We start from the raw sequence: 19,723 nt of genomic DNA on the forward strand, positions 1-19,723 counted from the left end.
TGCGCGGGACGGGCCGCGCTGCGGGTGCAGATGAGGTCGACGACCGTCATCCGACGGATGTGCGTGGCCCGGCGACCGGTGAGCCTGTCGGCATTGGCTTCGGACCAGGACGGCCCGTCCTCGACAGCGCACAGCAGGGAGCCGGTGACCCGCCGGACGGCGGCCGCGAGCGACCCGCCATATCAGAACCGGAGACCTCGTATCGGACCTATACCTGGTTGTCCCGCGCCCACTACCTTGCCGTCGTCGAGGAGGGCGCGCGGCAGCCGGACGGTGGTGGGCGCAGATGGGCGCGGACAAGACGACAGCCGGCCTGGTGGGCCGGGACGCGGAGATCGGCGCGCTCGATCGGCTGCTCCTCGATGTGCAGCACCGCGGTGCCGCCGTTCTCGTCCGTGGCGAGGCCGGGATCGGGAAGTCCGCCCTCCTCCGCCACGTGTGCGAAGCCGCGGCCGGACGGGGGCTGCGGGTGCTGAGCACGACCGGCGTGGAGTCCGAGACAGCGCTCCCGTTCGCCGGCCTCCACCAGCTGGTCCGGCCGCTGCTCGGTCGCCTCCCCGCGTTGCCCGCTCCGCAGCGGCGCGCGCTGAAGGCGGCCTTCGGCATGACCGACGACGCCGCACCGGAGCTCTTCCTGATCGGGCTGGCGGCCCTGACGCTGATCAGCGACAGCGCCGGGGACCAGCCCCTCGTGCTCGTGGTCGACGACGCGCACTGGCTCGACCGGCCCAGCGCCGACGTCCTCGGCTTCGTCGCGCGGCGGCTGGAGTCCGAAGCGGTGGTGATGGTGGCGGCTCAGCGCGACGGCTACCCGCCCGCCCTCGCCGGCCCGGTGCTGGGCGAGCACCGCCTGGAGCGCCTGGATCGTCGCTCCGCCGAGGACGTGCTGGCGCGCCGGGCACCGCAGCTCGATCCGGCCGTGCGCCGGCGTCTGCTGGCCGTGGCCGCGGGGAACCCGCTCGCGCTGGTGGAGCTGCCCCTGGAGGGCGCGCGGGACGACTGGGCGCCCCCGACGCTGACTGCACGGTTGGAGCGCGCGTTCGCGGCCCGCCTCCCCGGGCTGGCCGACGCGACCCGGGACCTGCTGCTGGTCGCCGCCCTGGAGGACGAGGGCGACCTGGGAGAGGTCCTGGCCGCGGCGTCCGCACTCCGCGGCGACGAGGTGACCGCGGAGGCACTGACCCCGGCCGTCGAGGTCGGGCTGGTCACCGCCGACGGTGGGAAGCTGACCTTCCGTCATCCGCTGGTCCGCCACGCGATCCGCCAGCGGGCTCCACTGGCCGAGCGGCAGCGCGCGCACATCGCGCTGGCCGGGACGCTGCGCGGCGCCGACCGGCAGATCTGGCATCGGGCTGTCGCCTCCGATGTGCCGGACGACGCGGTCGCCGCCGAACTGGAGGACGCCGCGGCCCGCGCCCAGCGCCGAGGTGGCGCGGCTGCGGCGCAGGCGGCGCTCGAGCGCGCCGCCCGACTGACCGCCGACCCGGTGGAGCGGGCACGGCGCTACCTGCGAGCGGCCGAGCTGGCCTTCGAGTGGGGGCGGCCCGACGTCGTCGACCGCCTCCTGCGCGAGGCCGCTGTCCTCGACGTCCCGGCCCGGGAGCGGGCCCGCATGACGGTGATCCGGGAGGGGTTCGAGGAGGGCATCCACGACGTCCGGGCGGGCACCCGGATGCTGACCGAGGTCGCCGCCGCGGCCGCGGCCGACGGCCGGGCCGACCAGTCGCTGCGGTTCGTCCGGGCCGCGGCGCTGCGGTGCTGGTGGGCCGAGCCGGGCCCCGAGGCGCGCGCCCACCTGCTGGAGGTCGTCGAGCAGGCACTCGACCCGGACGACGTGCTCGTGCTCGAGGTGCTCTCGTACGTGGCGCCGTTCGACCGCGGGGCGATGCTCCACGAACGATTGCGCGCCGTTTCCGAGGGCCCGCTCGACACGGCGCGGGCCCAGGCCGCCGGCGAGGCGGCGAGCGTCGTGGGTGACTTCCCGCTCGCCGTCGAGTTCCTGACGTCGGCGGTGACCGGCCTCCGGGGCGACGGTCGGCTCGGCCTCCTGGGCCGAGCGCTGGCCGTGCAGGCGTGGAGTGCGCTCAACGTCGGGCGGTTCGACCTGGCCGCCACGGCCGCGGACGAGGCAGCCCGGCTCGCCGCCGACTCCGCCCAGCCGCTCATGGGGACCGTGGCCCTGGTGGTCCAGTCGGTGGTCTCCGCGGTCTGCGGCTCCGAGGACGTCGAGGAACGCCTCGCCGAGGCGGCCCGGCTGGGCCTGCAGGTGGACTCGAACGCCGTCCTCGCGGGCGTGCAGTTCGCCCGCGGCATCGTCGCGCTCGACCTGGGGCTGCACCAGGCGGCCTGGGACCAGCTCGTGCGCCTCTCCGACCCCGCCGACCCCGCCCACCACCCCGTGGTGCGCAGCTTCGCCGTCGGCGACCTGGTGGAGGCCGCCGTCCACAGCGGGCACCGGGCCGAGGTCGAGCCGATCGTCGCGGACCTCGAGGCGATCGCGGCGCGGACGCCGTCACCCGTGCTGCACATCGGCTTGCGCTACGGCCGAGCGCTCCTGGCCCCCGAGGACGAGGCCGAGGAGCTCTTCGCGGCGGGCCTCGCGGCCGACCTGGGCGCCTGGCCCTTCGCCCGTGCCCGGCTGCAGATGGCCCACGGGGCCTGGCTGCGGCGGTGCCGGCGGGCGGCGGAGTCCCGTGCCCCGCTGCGGGCCGCGCGGGACACCTTCGACGCCCTGGGAGCCGCTGCCTGGGGCGACCGGGCGCGGCAGGAACTGCGGGCGTCGGGGGAGCAGAGCAGGCCGCGCACCCCGGAGGCGCGCGAGCAGCTCAGCCCGCAGGAACTGCTGATCGCACGGCTGGCCGCCGACGGGCTGACCAACCGGGAGATCGGCGCGCGGTTGTACCTCTCGCACCGGACGGTCGGCACGCACCTGCACCGGATCTTCCCGAAGCTGGGGATCACCTCTCGTGTCGCCCTGCGTGCCGCGATCGGCCCGTGACCGGCCGATCCACCGTCGTCGCGACGGTCATCTGACGTACGCGAGGAGAGGGCCTCGCTTCCTACGGTCGGTCCATCAGCGCTGACGCGGCCGAACCGGTCGTCCCGGTCGCTGCGGATCGAGAAGAACGACGATGACCATCGACACCGACGAGCGCACGACGGCCCAGGAGAAGCCCACCGTGGTGCTCGTACACGGCGCCTTCGCCGAGTCCGCGAGCTGGAACGGGGTGATCGAGCAGCTCCGGAGCGAGGGCTACCCGGTCATCGCGGCGGCCAACCCGCTCCGGGGCCTGCGCGCCGACGCCGAGCAGTTGCGCAGCGTCCTGGACCAGGTGGACGGCCCGATCGTGCTGGCCGGCCACTCCTACGGCGGCTCGGTGATGAGCGTGGCCGCGGACGGGTACCCCGGCGTCCGGGCGCTCGTCTACGTGGGCAGCTTCCTGCTCGAGGAAGGGGAGAGCACCGGTGAGCTGGCCGGGAAGTTCCCCGGCAACGAACTGGGGTCCGCGCTGGACCCCGTGCCCGTCCCCGACGGGAACGGCGGCACGGTGACCGACCTGTACATCCAGCCGGACAAGTTCCGGCAGGTGTTCGCCGCCGATGTCCCGCCGGAGGTCGCCGAGCTGATGGTCGCGACGCAGCGGCCCATCACCAGCGAGGCGCTGGAGGAGAAGGCGACGGCGGCGGCCTGGCGGACCATCCCGTCCTGGACCCTGGTCACGCGGCAGGACCTCGCGGTCCCGGCCGAGGCGCAGACCTTCATGGCCCAGCGCGCGCAGTCCACGGCCGTCGAGGTCGACGCCTCCCACGCCGTGGCCGTGTCCCGGCCCGGCGCGGTCGCCGACCTGATCGTCGAGGCCGCCCGCGCGACAACCGGCTGAGACGCCGCTCGCGACCGTCCCGCCCGCTCCGTGCTCCGGTTGACGGAGCGGGCCCGGGGCGGTCGGCACGGCGCCGACACCCAGCGCGAGGAGGCCGGGAACGACATGCAGGTCCTCGACCTTCGAGCTCGGGTCACGACACATCCCCGCCGGCGGCAGCACCGCCGTCACGAAGACTCACTCCTTCCGCTCCATCACCACCCGGACGTACTACCGGGGCCTCATCACGTCACCGTGCAGGCGAACGGGTCCTCTCCCCACCCGAGGAGTTCGTCCTGGGAAGGGCGGACGGGGAGGAGGGCGGTCATGGGAGGTGAGACCGGCGTCGGCCGGAACGGTCGACGAGAGCTCCGATGGACACGCTCGACGAAGGCAGCAGGGGACGACATCGTGAACGACGTGGCCGAACGGGTTCTGAGTCAGTGGAAGACAGCACGTCCGAGCGGCCGCGGGCCGTGCAGCTCGTCGAGTTGGTTGCCCGCGTCAGGCGAGGATCTCGTCGAGGGAGGACGCGGTCAGCCGGTGCGCGTCGGCCACGGGTGCGTTCGTCAGGACGCCGGCGTGGGTGTTGAGGCCCTTGGCCAGTGCCGGGTCCTCGGACAGCGCCCTCGTCCAGCCCTTGTTCGCCAGCGCCACGGTGTAGGGGAGCGTCGCGTTGGTGAGGGCGTAGGTCGACGTGGTCGGCACCGCGCCGGGCATGTTGGCCACGCAGTAGAACGTCGAGCCGTGCACCTGGTAGGTGGGGTCGGAGTGCGTCGTGGCGTGCGAGTCCTCGAAGCAGCCGCCCTGGTCGATGGCGATGTCGACGAGAACCGAGCCGGGCTTCATCGCGGCGACGAGCTCGTTGCTGACCAGGGTGGGGGCCGACGCCCCGGGGACGAGCACCGCGCCGATGACCATGTCCGCCTGGGTGACCTGCTCCTCGATGGCGAGCCGGGAGGAGGCCAGTCCGTGGACGCGGTTGTCGTAGCGCCAGAACGACATGCGCAGCTTGTCCAGGTCGGTGTCGAGCAGGGTCACGTCGGCGCCCATGCCGAGCGCGATGTTGGCCGCGTTCTGCCCGGAGACGCCGGCTCCGAGGATGACGACCTTGGCGTTGGCCACACCGCCGACGCCGCCCATCAGCACACCGCGGCCGCCCTGGGCCTTGTGCAGCGAGAGGGCGCCGACCTGCGGTGCGAGGCAGCCGGCGACCTCCGACATCGGGTACAGCAGCGGTAGCCCGCCCGAGGGCAGCTGCACCGTCTCGTAGGCGATGCCGGTGACCCGGTGGTCGAGGAGGGCGTCGGTGAGCGGCCGGTCGGCAGCGAGGTGCAGGTAGGTGAAGAGCACCAGGTCCTCGCGCAGCAGCGGGTACTCCGATGCGACGGGCTCCTTGACCTTGAGCACCATCTCCGCCCCCGCCCACACGTCCTCGGCGCGGGCGACGATCGTGGCACCGGCGGCGGTGTACTGGTCGTCGGTGATCGACGAGCCGAGGCCGGCCCCGGTCTCGACGGCCACCTGGTGGCCCTGACTGGTCAGCTCCCGCACGCCGACGGGTGTGATGGCGACGCGGTACTCGTGGTCCTTGATCTCCTTCGGCACGCCGATGCGCACAGCTCCTCCTCCGGTCGGGTGCGAGAAGCGTGTTCGCCGCAGCGGATCACGGGTCGCAAGATCGCACGATCGGTGAGAATCCGCGCGACGATCGAATATCCTGCGACGGTGACCGTCTGGAGCGCGGCTCGGCCGAACCCTCTGTCGTCGACCGGGGAGGTCCTGCTCGACGAGGTGGACCGCCAGATCCTCGACGCGCTGGTCGAGGACGCCCGGCTGCCGAACAACACCCTCGCGGCGCGGGTCGGTGTCGCTCCGTCGACCTGCTCTCTGCGGGTGAAGCGCCTGGTGTCCGCCGGGGTGATCCGCGGCTTCCACGCCGACCTGGCCCCGGAGGCGCTCGGTCTGCCCCTCCAGGCCATGATCGCCGTCCGGATGTCGGCGAGCGCCCGGGCGGACATCGGCGCCGTGGCTCCGCGGCTGGCCGCGCTGCCGGGCGTGCTGAACGTGTACTTCCTCTCCGGTGGGGACGACTTCCTGATCCAGGTGGCCGCTGCCTCCCCGGACGCGTTGCGCGAGTTCGTGACCCGGCACCTCAGCGCATCGCGGGAGTTCGCCTCCACCGAGACGAGCCTGGTCTTCGACCACGTCCGGGGCGCGAGCGAGCGCCTAGCGCCGAGCGGTCGCCAGGACGGCGCAGCACTGCACGTACCGGCCCCGGAGCCGCCGCGGGACCGTGGCCGTCAGGCGACGTCGGTGCGGGCGCCGGACAGGTAGGCGCGGACGGCCGGCTCGGGAACCCGGAAGGACCGGCCGACACGGACGGCGCTCAGTTCGCCGCCGTGCACGAGGCGGTACACGGTCATCTTGGAGACCCGCATGATCGCCGCGACCTCGGTCACGGTCAGGAAGGAGACGGTCGGCCGGGGAGCCGGCCGCTGCATTCCCGGAGCGGACGCCATCGGGTGTCCCGGCGCGGGGCGGGTGCCCATGGGGCGCATGCCCGAGGGCTGCCGGACCGCCGGCGCGGGGCCAGGAGCGGGAAGGCGGCTGGAGGGGCGCTGGCCGTAGGCGGCCGGGCGGGGGGAGGCGGCAGCGGGGGAGCGCTGGGGAAGGGACACGTCGATCTCCTCGGTGGTCGTTTCTCGGTCGCGAAGCCGGCTCGTCGTCGGCGACGTTGCGCACCTGTTCTGCTACCGACAGTAGGGCCTGCGGTCGTGTCCGCAGCGGGAACGGAGGACGAGACGAACCGGTCCGGTTCGTCAGATGTTGACCGTGCGCCCGCCGCAGAGTTCGGGATGAGTGGTCGCGGCCCCCGCGTGGTGGGTGCCGTGGCGTGGCCGGCTGACGGGTCCGGCCGGTGCGCGGCCGACGGCGGCGTGCACCCACCCAGCGGCCTGCCGGCACACGGACGCCGGCTGGTGGTCGAGCGATCCGCTGCCGTCGTGAACGATGTCCCGGTGCCCCTCGGACAGCCAGCTCCCCGCCCGCCGTCCGCACCGAGCGCACCCGACCTGCTGGACGGTCGGCGGGCCTGGGCGGTCGTGGCCGCGGCCTTCGTCGCGATGTTCACCAGCTTCGGGGTGGCCTACAGCTTCGGTGCGTTCCTGCTCCCGATGAGCGAGGCGCTCGGCTCCGGGCCCGGGGCCACCGCCGGGGTCTTCTCCCTGACCACGATGGCCTTCTTCGGCCTCGGCGCGTTCTCCGGCCCGGCGGTCGACCGCTTCGGCCCTCGGCGGGTGGTGCTCGTCGGGGCCCTGGCGATGGGGCTCGGTCTCGTGCTCACCTCCCGCGCCACGGCGTTGTGGCAGGCCTACCTCGGGCACGGGCTCGGCGTCGGGCTCGGGGTGGCCTGCAGCTACGTGCCGCTGGTGGCGGTGGTGGGTGGCTGGTTCGCCCGGCGGCGCACCCTCGCGGTCGGGATCGCGGTGTCCGGCATCGGCCTCGGCACGCTGCTCGTCGCCCCGCTGGCCGCCGACCTCATCGCCCGCTACGGCTGGCGCGAGGCCTACCTCGTCCTCGCGGCCGTCAGCACGGTCGCGCTCGTGGCGTGCGCCCTGCTCGTCCGCGCGGCCCCCACGGCCACGGAGGGCGACGCGGCGCCGCTGCTCCCTCGCCTGCGCACCCCGATGTACCTCCGCCTCTACGCGAGCGGGCTGCTGCTCTCGGTCGTGCTGTACATCCCGTTCGTGCACCTGCCGGCGTACGCCGTGAGCCGGGGCGCGGGTGACGTGGCGGCGGCGACGCTGGTGGGGGTCATCGGCGCGGCCAGCATCGTCGGGCGGCTGGCCCTCGGCGCCGCCGCCGCCCGCACCGGGGTGCTCCGCACCTACCAGGCCTGCTTCGCGCTGATGGCCGGCAGCTTCCTGCTCTGGCTCGGGTCGCCCGGCTATCCACGGCTCGTGGTGTTCGCCGCGCTCCTCGGGATCGGGTACGGCGGGTTCGTCGCGCTCGGCCCGCCGCTGGTCGCCGACCTGTTCGGGGTGCGGGGACTCGGTGGGCTGCTGGGCATCCTCTACACGTCCGCGGCCCTGGGGTCGGCGATCGGACCACCGGCCGCGGGCGCGGTGATCGGCGCCACGGAGGGGTACCTGCCGGTGATCGTGGCAGCCCTGGCGATCGGGACGGCGGCCACCGTCGTGGTGCTCACCGTCCGGACGGCTTCCCCGGTGGAGCCGAGCCAGTAGCCGATTGCCGGCGGGTGGTCGGAGTCGAACGGGCACCCGCACGGCGGGCACGACGGCGTGCGGTTCGCCCCGTCGAGCGCTATCCACGACGTGTGGGCCGACTGAGCGTGGGGGAGGCGGGGGACGTGCCCGACAGTGCGGAGTACGCGGTACCGGGCCTGGGCGACCGGGTCGAGATCCTGGTCGACGAGTGGGGCGTGCCGCACCTGTACGCCGGCTCGCGCGACGACGTCTTCCTGGCGCAGGGCTTCAACGCCGCCCGGGACCGCCTCTTCCAGATCGACCTGTGGCGGCGCCGGGGCCTCGGGCAGCTCGCCGAGGTCTTCGGCGAGGAGCACCTGGAGCGGGACCGCGCCGCCCGGCTGTTCCTCTACCGCGGCGACATGCGGGCGGAGTGGCTCTCGTACGGCTCGGACACCAAGCGGGTGGTCAGCGCCTTCGTCGCCGGCATCAACGCGTTCGTGCGCCTCACCCGGGAGGACCCGTCCCACCTGCCGCCCGAGTTCGTCGAGCTGGGCTACCTGCCGGCGCTGTGGGAGCCGGCCGACGTGGCGCGGATCCGCAGCCACGGGTTGTTCTACAATCTGGAGCAGGAGGTGGCGCGTGCCCGCACGCTGCGCGACTTCGGCCCCGAGGTGGAGGACCTGCGCCGGGTGCGCGAGCCGGGCGCGCCCCTGGTGGTCCCGGACGGGCTCGACCTGTCGCTGATCCCCGACGACGTGCTGCGCGTCTACCGGCTGGCCACCACGCCGCCGGTGCTGTCGCAGGTCGCCGACCCGGGCCCGCGGTACGACCCCGAGGGCAGCAACAACTGGGTGCTGGCGGCGTCGTGGACGGCGACGGGGCGGCCCATCCTGGCCAACGACCCGCACCGCACGGTGACCCTGCCCTCGCTGCGCTACCTGGCCCACCTGTCGGCCCCCGGCCTCGACGTCATCGGCGGGGGAGAACCTGCCCTGCCGGGCATCTCGATCGGTCACAACGGCCGGATCGCCTTCGGGCTCACGATCTTCGCGATCGACCAGGAGGACCTCTACGTCTACCGGACCAACCCGGACGATCCGCGCCAGTACTGGTACGACGGCGGCTGGTCCCGCATGCGCGTGGTGCACGAGACGGTGCGGACGGGCCCGGACGAGGAGCGCACGGTCGAGCTGGTGTTCACCCGGCACGGGCCGGTCGTCCTCGAGGACCCGGACCGGCACTCCGCCTTCGCCGTCCGTGCCGCCTGGCTGCAGCCGGGCATGGCGCCCTACCTGGGCAGCATGGACTACATGGGCGCGCCCGACCCCGACGCGTTCGTCACGGCGATGAACCGGTGGGGCGCACCCGGTGAGAACCAGGTCTACGCCGCCCCGGACGGGACGATCGGCTGGCAACCCGCCGGGCTCGTCCCGGTCCGGCCGAACTGGGACGGCACGCTGCCGGTGCCCGGCGACGGCAGGTACGAGTGGGACGGCTTCTACGACGGCGACCAGCTCCCCTCGGTGCAGGACCCGCCGGAGGGCTGGTTCGCCACCGCCAACGAGATGAACCTGCCCGACGACTACCCGAACGACGAGCGGACGGTCACCTACGATTGGTACGCCGGCGTGCGCCACGAGCGCATCGCCGAGGAGCTCGGTTCCCGGGGGAACTGGTCGGTGCAGGACTGCGTGGACCTGCAGACCGACTACGTCAGCGTGCCGGCGCGGCGCATCGTCGCCGTCCTGGAGCGGCTGCTGCCGTCCGCCGCGGACGAGGCGGCGCAGCGCGGGCTGGACCTGCTCCTCGGCTGGGACGGGGACGAGGCGCCGGACTCCGCGGCGGCCGCGCTGTTCGAGATCTGGTACCGCCGGCACCTGCGCCCAGGCCTGCTCGGTGCCGCGTTGGCGCGCCTGCTGCCCGAGGACCGGCGAGCGGAGGCACTGGCGCGGATCTCGCCGGTCGAGGACACCTCGGCGGACTCCCGGGTCGATCTCGGCCTGCTGCTCCGTCCCGGCGACCGCCTCGGGCCCGACCCGGACCGGGTGCTCGCCGGCGTGCTGGAGCGCTCGCTGGCGTCGGCGTGGGCGGAGGTGCGGCAGCTGCTGGGGGAGGACCCGGCGGGGTGGCAGTGGGGCACGGTGCACCGAGCCCGGCTGCGCCATCCGCAGGCCGACCTCCTCGGACCCGAGCACGCCTCGTGGACCGCTCTGGAGACCGTGCCCCGCGGGGGCAGCGGGGACACGGTGGGCTGCTGCACGTACTCCCGGGACTTCACCCAGACGGTCGGCGCGAGCTTCCGGCTGGTCGTCGACGTGGGCGGCTGGGACTCCAGCGTCGCGATGAACTCGCCCGGCCAGTCCGGGGTGCCGACGAGCCGGCACTACCAGGATCTGCTGGGCCGGTGGGCGGCGGACGGGGCGTTCCCGCTGCTGTACACCCGGGAGCGGGTGATGGAGCACCTCGCTCAGCGGATCGTGCTCGTCCCGACGGCGGGACCGGCCCCCACCGCGTGAGGCCGGACCGGTAGCGCGGCCGCCGGAGGACCGACCCGCGGCCGGTCGCGGACTCGTCGCCACGCTCGAGGCGTTCCCGGCGCGTGCCGTGCGCGAGCGCCGTCCCGGCCCGGCCGGGAGCGCCCAGTTCGGCGGCGAACCGCGGTCTACCCGTCCGGTGGGCCGGAACAGCGGCGGAGGTGGTCGGGGATGGGCGGGATCGTCGTCAGCGAGAACGTCTCCATCGACGGAGTCGTGCAGGACCCGACCGGTGAGGAGGGCTTCGCCCAGGGCGGCTGGTTCGGCCGGATCGGCGACGCGGACCGCCGGGCGTGGGCGGAGGTCGAGCACGAGGAGGCGCGCGACGCGGCCGCCCTGCTGCTGGTGCGGGGCAGCTACACGTGGTTCGCCGCGCGCTGGCCGACGCGGACGGGGGCGTGGGCGGACCGGTTGAACGGCCTGCCGAAGTACGTCGTCTCCACCACGCTCCGGGACCCCGGGTGGACCAACACCACGGTGCTGACCGGCGGCGTGGTGGATGCGGTGTCCGGTCTCAGGCGGGCAGTTGCCGGGACGTCGTCGTCTACGCGAGCCGCCCCCTGGTGCGCACGCTGCCGGAGCACGACCTGGTCGACGAACTGCGGCTGATGGTCTTCCCCGTCGTGCCGGGCTCCGGGGAGCGCCTGTTCGGGCCCGCGGTCGACCGCACGGCCGTGCGCCTGCTCGAGGTGGGGACGGGCGGCGACTGCCTCGCCCGGCTCACCTACCGGACCGCGCGGGAGGGCGAGCCCGGCGACGCGTGAGCACCCCGGTGGCCGTCGCGGCCGGCACGCCCGCACCCGCCGGCGGGTGCGGCCTGGCGGGGTGAATCGGGGCCCGGGCAGGACCCGGGAGGCCGCGCACGGTAGACACTCGACCACGGAGCTCGCTCTTCTCCGCAACGACGCGGAAGACCGGAGGTGCTGACATGACGGCTGACCGACCGGGCGACCGCCACGCGCCGGACGCCGGTGGCTCGTCCGGGGGCGCCCGGTGACCGAGCGGGCCGCGGCCGGCGAGCCGGACGGCGGTGACGCGGCCGTCGTCCCGGTGTTCTTCCTGTCCGACAGCACCGGGATCAGTGCGGAGACGATGGGCAACGCGCTGCTCATCCAGTTCCCGGACGTGCACTTCGAGCGCACCGTGATCCCGTTCATCTCCTCGGTCGAGGAGGCCCGCGAGGTCGTCGCCCAGCTGGACGAGGTGATGGCGGGGCCGATCACCCCGCTGGTCTTCACCACCGCCGCCGTCGACGAGGTGCGCGCGGAACTGCTCAGGACCAAGGCCCCGATCATCGACTTCTTCGGCATCCACATGGCCCGGGTGGAGGAGCAGCTGGGCGCCCGCGGGCTGCGCGAGGCCCGGCGGCTGCACGGGCTCGGCGACGTGCGCCGCTACAACAGCCGGATGGCGGCGATCGAGTTCGCCATCGAGCACGACGACGGCCTCAGCCCCCGGGGGCTGGACCGGGCCGACGTGGTGCTGCTGGCGCCGTCCCGGTGCGGCAAGACGCCCACCGCGATGTACCTGGCGCTGCAGCACGGCCTGTTCGTGGCCAACTACCCGCTGGTCGACGAGGACCTGGAGACCACCGACCTGCCCCGCCCCGTCCGCGACCTGGGCGACCGCTGCTTCGGGCTGACCACCACGGTGGCGCGGCTCAGCCGGGTCCGCCAGGAGCGCCGCCCGGACTCGCGGTACGCCTCGGAGGAGCAGTGCCGCTTCGAGCTGCGCCGGGCGGCGGCGATGTACGACAGGCACCACCTGCCCACGGTGGACACCTCGGCGGCCTCCGTCGAGGAGATCGCCGCCGTGGTGATCCAGACCCTGGCCCGGCAACGGCGCCGCCCCGGCGCGCGACCGCAGTCCGGCCACGACCTCCCCCGAGGAAGGACGACCCGCTCATGAGCACCGACACCGCACCCGAGACCCCGGCCGGGGGGACGGCCGGCGACGGCGACAACGTCCGGTGGTTCGCCGAGCTGGGGCTGGGCGACCTGGAGGTGGTCGGCGGGAAGAACTCCTCGCTGGGCGAGATGATCTCCCACCTCGCCGACGCCGGGGTGAGCGTCCCCGACGGCTTCGCCACCACGGCGGCGGCCTACCAGCGCTTCCTCGGCGACACCGGGCTGGCGGCCCGGATCGCCGAGCGGCTGCGCACGCTGGACACCGACGACGTCCGGGCGCTGTCCGCGGCGGGCACGGAGATCCGCCGGGCGGTCGTCGAGCAGCCGTTCCCGCCGGCCCTGGAGGCCGACATCCGGGCGGCGTACGACCAACTGGCCGGGGACGACGCGGAGGCCTCCTTCGCGGTCCGCTCCAGCGCCACCGCCGAGGACCTGCCGGACGCCTCCTTCGCCGGGCAGCAGGAGACCTTCCTCAACGTGCGCGGGATCGACGCGGTCCTGCAGGCCGTCCGGGAGGTCTACGCCTCGCTCTACAACGACCGGGCGATCGCCTACCGGGTGCACCACGGGTTCGACCACGAGGCGGTCTCGCTGTCGGCGGGCGTGCAGCGGATGGTGCGCTCGGACGTCGGGGCCTCCGGTGTCATGTTCACCATGGACACCGAGTCCGGGTTCCGGGACGCCGTCTTCATCACCTCCGCCTACGGGCTGGGGGAGGGCGTGGTGCAGGGTGCGGTCAACCCCGACGAGTTCTACGTCTACAAGCCGGCGCTGCGGGCCGGGCGCCCGGCGATCCTCAAGCGCGGCGTGGGGGAGAAGGCCACCAAGATGGTCTACACCGAGCACGCCGAGGTCGGCCGGACGACGGAGTTCGTCGACGTCGACCCCGCCGACCGCCGGCTGCTGTCCCTCACCGACGACGAGGTGCTCGAGCTCGCCCGCCAGGCGCTGCGGATCGAGGAGCACTACGGCCGGCCGATGGACATCGAGTGGGGCAAGGACGGGCTGACCGGGAAGCTGTTCATCCTGCAGGCCCGGCCGGAGACGGTGCAGTCCCGCTCCGGGAACACCTCCGAGCGCTACCGGCTCACCGGCACCGGCGAGGTCGTGGTCGAGGGCCGGGCGATCGGGCAGAAGATCGGCGCGGGGGCCGTCCGGGTGCTCGGCGACATCGACGAGATGGACTCCTTCACCCCGGGCGACGTGCTGGTCGCGGACATGACCGACCCGGACTGGGAACCGATCATGAAGCGGGCCTCGGCGATCGTGACCAACCGCGGCGGGCGCACCTGCCACGCAGCGATCATCGCCCGCGAGCTCGGCATCCCCGCCGTCGTGGGCACCGGCACCGCCACCCGGGTGCTGTCCGACGGCGCCCCGGTCACCGTCTCCTGCGCGGAGGGTGACACCGGCTTCGTCTACGCCGGTGAGGTCGGCTTCGAGGTGGCGGAGACCGAGCTGGGCGCCATGCCGGAGATCCCCACCAAGATCATGATGAACGTCGGGACGCCGGAGCAGGCCTTCGCGTTCTCCCGGCTGCCGCACGCCGGGGTGGGGCTGGCCCGGCTGGAGTTCATCATCAACCGGCAGATCGGCATCCACCCCCGCGCACTGCTGGAGCTGGACACCCTGGACGCCCCGCTGAAGGCGAAGATCGAGGAGCGGATCGTCGCCTACCCGTCGGCGCGCGACTTCTTCGTGCAGCGGGTCGCCGAGGGCGTCTCGATGATCGCCGCGGCGTTCGCGCCCGAGCCGGTGATCGTGCGGATGAGCGACTTCAAGTCCAACGAGTACGCCAACCTCCTGGGCGGGGAGCTCTACGAGCCGCACGAGGAGAACCCGATGCTCGGCTACCGCGGCGCGTCCCGGTACCTGTCGGCCGACTTCGCCGACTGCTTCGCCATGGAGTGCGAGGCGCTGCGGTACGTCCGCGACGAGATGGGGCTGACCAACGTCAAGATCATGATCCCGTTCGTCCGGACCGTGGCCGAGATCGAGGGCGTGGTCCGCCTGCTCGGCGAGCACGGCCTGCGCCGCGGGGAGAACGACCTCTCCGTGGTGATGATGTGCGAGCTGCCCTCCAACGCGCTGCAGGCGCACGCCTTCCTCGACCACGTCGACGGGTTCTCCATCGGCTCCAACGACATGACCCAGCTGGTCCTCGGCCTCGACCGCGACTCCAGCCTGGTCGCCGGTGGCTTCGACGAGCGGGACCCCGCCGTGCTGGCCGTGCTGGAGATGGCCATCAAGGCCTGCCTGGAACGGGGCAAGTACGTGGGCATCTGCGGTCAGGGGCCCAGTGACCACCCCGACCTGGCCGAGTGGCTGGTGGCGCAGGGGATCGAGTCGATGTCGCTGAACCCGGACACCGTCGTCGACACCTGGCTGCACCTGGCAAGGACCGCGCCCGCGACCTGACGGCGGGGGTCAGCCCAGCGCGCGGCGGTACTCCTCCCGGCGGGCCGCCGGCAGGTCGGGGTCGGGACGGCGGCGCGGGACCGGCGGGGGGAGGGTCCCGGTCACCGCCCGCACGGCCAGGTGCGCGGCGCCCAGCGCCGTGGCCTCGTCGGCGTCGACGAAGGCGGCCTCGCCCTCGCCGACCGCCGTGCGGATCTCCCGCCAGGCCGGTGACTCCGTCGGCCGGCCGGCGAGCAGCCGCCGGACGACGGAGCGGCCGGCGGTCCGGCTCAGCTCGCGGGTCAGGTCCCGGGACGCCACGGCGGTGGTCTCCATGAGCGCGCGCAGCAGCGTCGCCGGCGTCACGTCGAGCGGCACGTCCGCCAGGGACAGCCGGCGCTCGGCGGAGATGCTTCCCCGGACGCCACGGCTGCCGACCGGCTCGTCGCCGAGGAGCAGGTCCAGCGGGGTGGCGGGGTCCAGGCCGAGCAGCCGCGTCCAGGACAGGTACAGCCCGCCGGAGGGCAGCGCGGCGTGCAGGTAGAACAGCCCGTCGGCGACGAAGCAGCCGACCTCGCTGCCCGCGGTCGCCGCGGGATCGAGGGCATCGGTCACCAGCAGGTGCGCCTCGGAGGTCCCGGCCGAGACGAAGAGGTCACCGGGCGAGCGGGCCCCCGCGGCCAGGGCACCGCAGAAGTGGTCGTGCCCGCCGGAGACCAGCGGCACGCCGGGGGCTACGCCGAACTGCTCCGCCGCCGGCGCGCCCAGCTCGCCGACGACGGTCCCCGAGGGCACCAGCCGGGGCAGGGTCAGCCCGCCCATCCCGACCACGTCCAGCCCGTCGGGCCGCCAGGAGCGGGTGGGAGCGTCGAACAGCCCGGTGCGGGACGCGTGCGAGTGGTCCATCACCAGGTCGCCGGGGCCCAGGGAGGACAGCAGCCAGCTGCCCAGGTCGGTCAGGGTCACCGCGGCCCGCGCCTGGTCGGGGCGGGTCCGCGCCCACCAGGCGAGCGCGTGCACGGTGTACTCGGGATGCCGCAGCCCGGTGACCGGAGCGCGCCGGTCCAGCTCGGCGGCGTGCTCGCGGGCGGCGTCGTGCCCGACGCCGGAGAACCAGGTGGGCACGTCGCCGACCGGCCGGGCCGCGGCGTCCAGCAGCACCGCCTCCTCGCCGACCGAGGTCACGGCGATGCCGCCCAGCGCCGCGCGCGCCTCGGGACCGGCGTCGGCGAGAGCGCGCCGGGCCGCGCCGACCGCCACGTCCCGGACCACCTCCGGGGAGTGGACCGCGACGTCGCCGGCGGTTCCCTGGGGCGTCGGGGCGGCGGCGGTGGCGAGCACGGTGACGCCGTCCGGCGCGAGCACCACGGCCTTGGTCCGGGTCGTGCCGACGTCGATCCCGAGGAACGTCGCGCTCACCCGCGTGCTCCCGGGACGGCGGTGGCGACGGCGTGCACCCGCAGCTCCTCGACCTCGTCGGGCCCGCTGAGGTCCGGCTCCAGCCGGGCCGCGTTGGCCGCCCCCGCGGCCGCGCCGGTGCGCAGCGCCGACTCGCGGTCGTCCCCGCGGGCGAGCGACGTGACGAAGCCCGCCAGCATCATGTCGCCGGAGCCGGTGGCGTTGACGACGGGCACCGACGGGCTCCGCACCTCCCACCCCTCGGTGGTCGAGCGGTAGGACAGGCCCGCGGCACCGCGGGTGACGACGACGGCGCCCACCCCGGCGTCCAGGACCAGCCCCATCAGGGCGGGGAGCGCCGGCGGGTCCTCGCCGGGCGCGGCGAGGCCGGCATCGGCCCGCAGCTCCTCCTCGTTGACCTTGAGCACGTCGGGGGCCGCCCGGACGGCGAGGGCCAGCCCCGGCCCCGAGGTGTCGACGACGGAGAGGACGCCGCGACCGCGCAGCGCGGCGACGCACCGCGCGTACAGGTCCGCCGGGGCACCCCGCGGCAGGCTGCCGGTGCAGACCACCAGATCACCCGGCCGGACCGCGTCCAGCAGCCCGCCGACCAGCGCGTCCACCTCCGCGGGACGCACCTCGGGGCCCGGCTCGTTGACGACGGTGGAGGCGCCCGTGGCGCTGTCCACGAGCACCGTGCTGACCCGGGTCTCGCCGTCGATCCGGACGTGCCGGTCCGCGATGCCGAGGTCGCGGCAGCCCGCCGAGATCTGCGCGCCCACCGGTCCGCCGACGAAGCCGTGCAGCGCCGCCCGGCCGCCCAGCCGCACCACGCCGCGGGCGACGATCATGCCCTTGCCGCCGGGCCGGCTGACCACCTGCGTGGCGCGGTTGACCTCGCCGACCAGGAGCCGGGGGACCACCTGCAGCCGGTCCTGCGCCGGGTTCGGGCTGACGACGTGGACCGTCGGGCCGGTGGGACGTCCGTGCACGAGTCCTCCTGGGACGGGTCGGTGCCCAGTGCGTGCGCAGCTGAGCGGTCGTGGAGCGGCTGCTACGTTCGCCGCCGGGCCGAGGGTGCTGATCGACGGGGAGACGGCTCCCCGGTACCGCACCGGGCCCGCTCTGCCACCCCCCGGGCACGGCCCGGACCGTGCCGGGGGACGACCGACCCGAGGAGCACCCCGTGCCACGCGCAGCACTGACCGACGTCCTGTCCACGGCCGCGCAGGCCCGTGGCGGGCTCGGCGCCTTCAACGTCATCCAGGTCGAGCACGCCGAGGCCATCGTGGCCGGTGCGGAGGCGGCCGGCCGGCCCACGGTGCTGCAGCTGAGCGAGAACGCGGTGCGCTACCACGGCGCGCTCGCGCCGGTCGGCAGCGCCATGCTCGCCGTCGCCGACGCCGCCGCCGTCCCGGTCGTGGTGCACCTGGACCACGCCACCGACCTGGACCTGGTGGCGCAGGCCCTCGCGCTCGGGTTCACGTCGGTGATGTTCGACGGCTCGACGCTGCCGGTCGAGGAGAACCTCGCCACCACCCGCGGTGTCGTGGAACGGGCGCACGACCGCGGCGTCTCGGTGGAGGCCGAGATCGGCGAGATCGGGGGCAAGGACGGCGTGCACGCCCCGGGCGTGCGCACCCGGCCGGAGGACGCCGCCCGGTTCGTCGAGGCGACCGGGATCGACGCGGTCGCGGTGGCCGTGGGCAGCTCGCACGCCATGACGACGCGCACGGCGCGGCTCGACCTGGACCTGATCAGCGCCATCCGGGACGCCGTGCCGGTGCCATTGGTGCTGCACGGGTCCTCCGGCGTCCCGGACGACCACCTGCAGGAGGCCGTCGCCGCCGGGATGACGAAGATCAACATCTCGACGCACCTGAACGGCACCTTCACCCGGGCGGTCCGCGACGCCCTCGCCGCCGATCCGGCGCTCGTCGACCCCCGGAAGTATCTCGGGGCGGCCCGCACGGCGACCGCGCTGGAGGTCGAGCGGCTGGTCCGGCTGCTCGCCGGCTGACCGGTCAGTCGTCACCGAGCTCCTGCCGGAGGGCGGCCGCCAGCACCGGGGCCAGCGGGAGCTGCGGCAGCAGGGTCGCCTGGTAGGCGTGGTAGACGTCCGGCTTGCCCGACCAGACGGCGTCGGCGTCCCCGACCGGCAGTTCGTGCACCCAGCTGCCGTGCTCGCGGTCGATGAAGCGGGTGGCGGCCTCGTCCCAGAACGTGCGGTACCAGCGCTCGTAGCCCGGGTCGCCGGTGCGCCGGACCAGCGCGGCCGCCGCGCCGATGGCCTCGGTGAGCACCCAGTGCAGCCGGGAGGCGACGACCGGCCGGTCCGCCCAGTCCAGCGTGTAGACGAAACCGGGCTCGCCGTCGGGCGCCCAGCCGACCTCGACGGCGGCGTCGAACAGGCTGCGCGCGTCGGGCAGCAGCCAGTCGGGGGCGTCGGCGCCGAGCGCGGCCTCGAGGTGGAGCAGCAGCCGGGACCACTCCAGCCAGTGGCCGGGGGTGGAGCCGTAGGGGCGGAACTTGTCGTTCTTCCGGTCGGCGTTGTACTCGGGCAGCGGCTGCCACTGCGGATCGAAGTGCTCGGGCAGGCGCCAGGAGTTCTCCCGGGCCGCCCGGTGCACGAGCCGCTCGGCGATGCTGAGGGCGCGGGTCAGCCACCGGTCGTCGCCGGTGACGGCCGCGGCGGTGAGGAAGGCCTCGACCGTGTGCATGTTGCTGTTCGCGCCGCGGTACGCCTCCGGCTCGGTCCAGGTCCGGTCCCAGCTCTCCAGGCCCCGGCCCTCCTCGGCCGACCAGAAGTGCTGCTCGACCACCGACAGCGCCTCCGCCAGGAGCTCCGCGGCGCCCGGCCGCCCGGCGGCGGTGGCGCTGGCGGCGGCCAGGACGACGAAGGCGTGGTCGTAGGCCGACTTGTCGGTGGCCGCGGGCGCGCCGTCGGCGGCCAGGGACGAGTACCAGCCGCCGTGCTCGGCGTCCCGGAACGGGCCGGCCAGCGCGGCCAGGCCGGAGTCGACCAGCGGCCCGGCGCCGGGGCGGCCGCGCAGGCAGGCCAGGGCGAACACGTGCGTCATCCGGGCGGTGATCCACAGCTGCGGCGGCTGGGCGGGGTCGGGGCGGCCGTCGTCGTCGAGCCACGCGAAGCCCGACGCGGCCCCGCCCGCGGCCTCGGCGAAGGCGAGCAGCCGCTCGCCCTCGGCGTCCAGCCAGGCCCGGTGGGCCGGCAGCGAGGTCCAGGAGCCTGACTGCGGGGAGTCACCGGTCGTCGTCATGCGTCCTCCTCGGGGATGGCCGACCGGGCCGGCCGGAGCAGTCGGTGGAGGGACCCTAGCTCCTGCGGTAGCGGGGGCTCGCTGCGTGCGACAGCCAGGTCTCGGGAAGATATCGATGGCTTGACATCGATGACAACG

At 74.5% G+C, this 19,723-nt stretch carries 15 protein-coding genes; 10 read left to right on the top strand and 5 right to left on the bottom strand.

Going from position 1 to position 19,723, the window contains the following annotated elements; translation table 11 throughout:
• Nucleotides 1-286: 286 nt before the first annotated feature.
• Complete coding sequence (locus tag O2W17_RS17255) at nt 287-2,998, top strand: helix-turn-helix transcriptional regulator (RefSeq protein ID WP_269193676.1); 2,712 nt, start codon at nt 287-289, stop codon at nt 2,996-2,998.
• 133 nt (nt 2,999-3,131) lie between these two features.
• Nucleotides 3,132-3,881 (top strand): alpha/beta fold hydrolase, encoded by a 750-nt coding sequence (locus tag O2W17_RS17260; RefSeq protein WP_269193677.1) that lies wholly within the window; start codon nt 3,132-3,134, stop codon nt 3,879-3,881.
• A gap of 483 nt (nt 3,882-4,364) precedes the next feature.
• On the opposite strand, the gene ald is transcribed toward O2W17_RS17260, so the two are convergent.
• Nucleotides 4,365-5,480 carry an alanine dehydrogenase gene (gene ald, locus O2W17_RS17265; RefSeq protein ID WP_269193678.1) on the bottom strand — a complete coding sequence of 372 codons (1,116 nt, stop codon included), beginning with the start codon at nt 5,478-5,480 and terminating at the stop codon, nt 4,365-4,367.
• 108 nt (nt 5,481-5,588) lie between these two features.
• Between ald and O2W17_RS17270 the strand changes: the two genes are divergently transcribed.
• Nucleotides 5,589-6,197: an Lrp/AsnC family transcriptional regulator gene (locus O2W17_RS17270; RefSeq protein WP_269193679.1), complete on the top strand. Its 609-nt coding sequence runs from the start codon at nt 5,589-5,591 to the stop codon at nt 6,195-6,197.
• Here O2W17_RS17270 and O2W17_RS22305 read toward each other — a convergent pair.
• Complete coding sequence (locus O2W17_RS22305) at nt 6,164-6,541, bottom strand: helix-turn-helix domain-containing protein (RefSeq protein ID WP_442864582.1); 378 nt, start codon at nt 6,539-6,541, stop codon at nt 6,164-6,166. The genes O2W17_RS17270 and O2W17_RS22305 overlap by 34 nt on opposite strands.
• 339 nt (nt 6,542-6,880) lie before the next feature.
• On the opposite strand from O2W17_RS22305, the gene O2W17_RS17280 reads away from it, so the two are divergent.
• The 6 genes from O2W17_RS17280 to ppsA all read left to right on the top strand — a co-directional run bounded on the left by O2W17_RS17280 (nt 6,881) and on the right by ppsA (nt 14,930).
• A complete protein-coding gene (locus O2W17_RS17280) occupies nt 6,881-8,107 on the top strand; it encodes an MFS transporter (RefSeq protein WP_269193680.1) in 1,227 nt (408 codons plus the stop codon).
• Between the two features lie 125 nt (nt 8,108-8,232).
• The gene (locus O2W17_RS17285; protein WP_269193681.1) at nt 8,233-10,587 is read left to right on the top strand and encodes a penicillin acylase family protein; all 2,355 of its coding nucleotides are present in this window, start codon (nt 8,233-8,235) and stop codon (nt 10,585-10,587) included.
• Between the two features lie 189 nt (nt 10,588-10,776).
• Nucleotides 10,777-11,214 (top strand): dihydrofolate reductase family protein, encoded by a 438-nt coding sequence (locus tag O2W17_RS17290; protein WP_269193682.1) that lies wholly within the window; start codon nt 10,777-10,779, stop codon nt 11,212-11,214.
• Nucleotides 11,169-11,369 (top strand): dihydrofolate reductase family protein, encoded by a 201-nt coding sequence (locus tag O2W17_RS17295; RefSeq protein ID WP_269193683.1) that lies wholly within the window; start codon nt 11,169-11,171, stop codon nt 11,367-11,369. The genes O2W17_RS17290 and O2W17_RS17295 overlap by 46 nt, the downstream gene beginning before the upstream one ends.
• Nucleotides 11,370-11,598: 229 nt before the next feature.
• Nucleotides 11,599-12,513: a pyruvate, water dikinase regulatory protein gene (locus O2W17_RS17300; RefSeq protein ID WP_269193684.1), complete on the top strand. Its 915-nt coding sequence runs from the start codon at nt 11,599-11,601 to the stop codon at nt 12,511-12,513.
• Entirely contained in the window at nt 12,510-14,930 is a 2,421-nt protein-coding gene (gene ppsA / locus O2W17_RS17305) for a phosphoenolpyruvate synthase (protein ID WP_269193685.1), read from the top strand. The genes O2W17_RS17300 and ppsA overlap by 4 nt, the downstream gene beginning before the upstream one ends.
• A 9-nt stretch (nt 14,931-14,939) precedes the next feature.
• Here ppsA and O2W17_RS17310 read toward each other — a convergent pair whose 3' ends face one another.
• Complete coding sequence (locus O2W17_RS17310; RefSeq protein ID WP_269193686.1) at nt 14,940-16,328, bottom strand: FGGY-family carbohydrate kinase; 1,389 nt, start codon at nt 16,326-16,328, stop codon at nt 14,940-14,942.
• On the bottom strand, nt 16,325-17,299 hold the full coding sequence (locus tag O2W17_RS17315; protein ID WP_269193687.1) for a 1-phosphofructokinase family hexose kinase: 975 nt from the start codon (nt 17,297-17,299) through the stop codon (nt 16,325-16,327). The genes O2W17_RS17310 and O2W17_RS17315 overlap by 4 nt, the downstream gene beginning before the upstream one ends.
• Nucleotides 17,300-17,493: 194 nt before the next feature.
• Here O2W17_RS17315 and O2W17_RS17320 point away from each other — a divergent pair, with 194 nt between their 5' ends.
• Entirely contained in the window at nt 17,494-18,327 is an 834-nt protein-coding gene (locus tag O2W17_RS17320) for a class II fructose-bisphosphate aldolase (protein WP_269193688.1), read from the top strand.
• A gap of 4 nt (nt 18,328-18,331) precedes the next feature.
• Here the strand turns inward: O2W17_RS17320 and O2W17_RS17325 are convergent, their stop codons facing one another.
• Nucleotides 18,332-19,585, bottom strand: coding sequence for an AGE family epimerase/isomerase (locus tag O2W17_RS17325; protein WP_269193689.1), 1,254 nt, complete (start codon nt 19,583-19,585; stop codon nt 18,332-18,334).
• Nucleotides 19,586-19,723 lie beyond the last annotated feature (138 nt).

Source organism: Blastococcus sp. VKM Ac-2987 (assembly GCF_026967805.1).
Taxonomy (GTDB): Bacteria; Actinomycetota; Actinomycetes; order Mycobacteriales; family Geodermatophilaceae; genus Blastococcus.

What these genes read in the sequence shown, in the direction of transcription:
- O2W17_RS17290 (WP_269193682.1), top strand. Translation starts at nt 10,777, where the DNA reads ATGGGCGGGATCGTCGTCAGCGAGAACGTCTCCATCGACGGAGTCGTG.
- ppsA (WP_269193685.1), top strand. Translation starts at nt 12,510, where the DNA reads ATGAGCACCGACACCGCACCCGAGACCCCGGCCGGGGGGACGGCCGGC.
- O2W17_RS17325 (WP_269193689.1), bottom strand. Translation starts at nt 19,585, where the DNA reads ATGACGACGACCGGTGACTCCCCGCAGTCAGGCTCCTGGACCTCGCTG.
- O2W17_RS17260 (WP_269193677.1), top strand. Translation starts at nt 3,132, where the DNA reads ATGACCATCGACACCGACGAGCGCACGACGGCCCAGGAGAAGCCCACC.
- O2W17_RS17255 (WP_269193676.1), top strand. Translation starts at nt 287, where the DNA reads ATGGGCGCGGACAAGACGACAGCCGGCCTGGTGGGCCGGGACGCGGAG.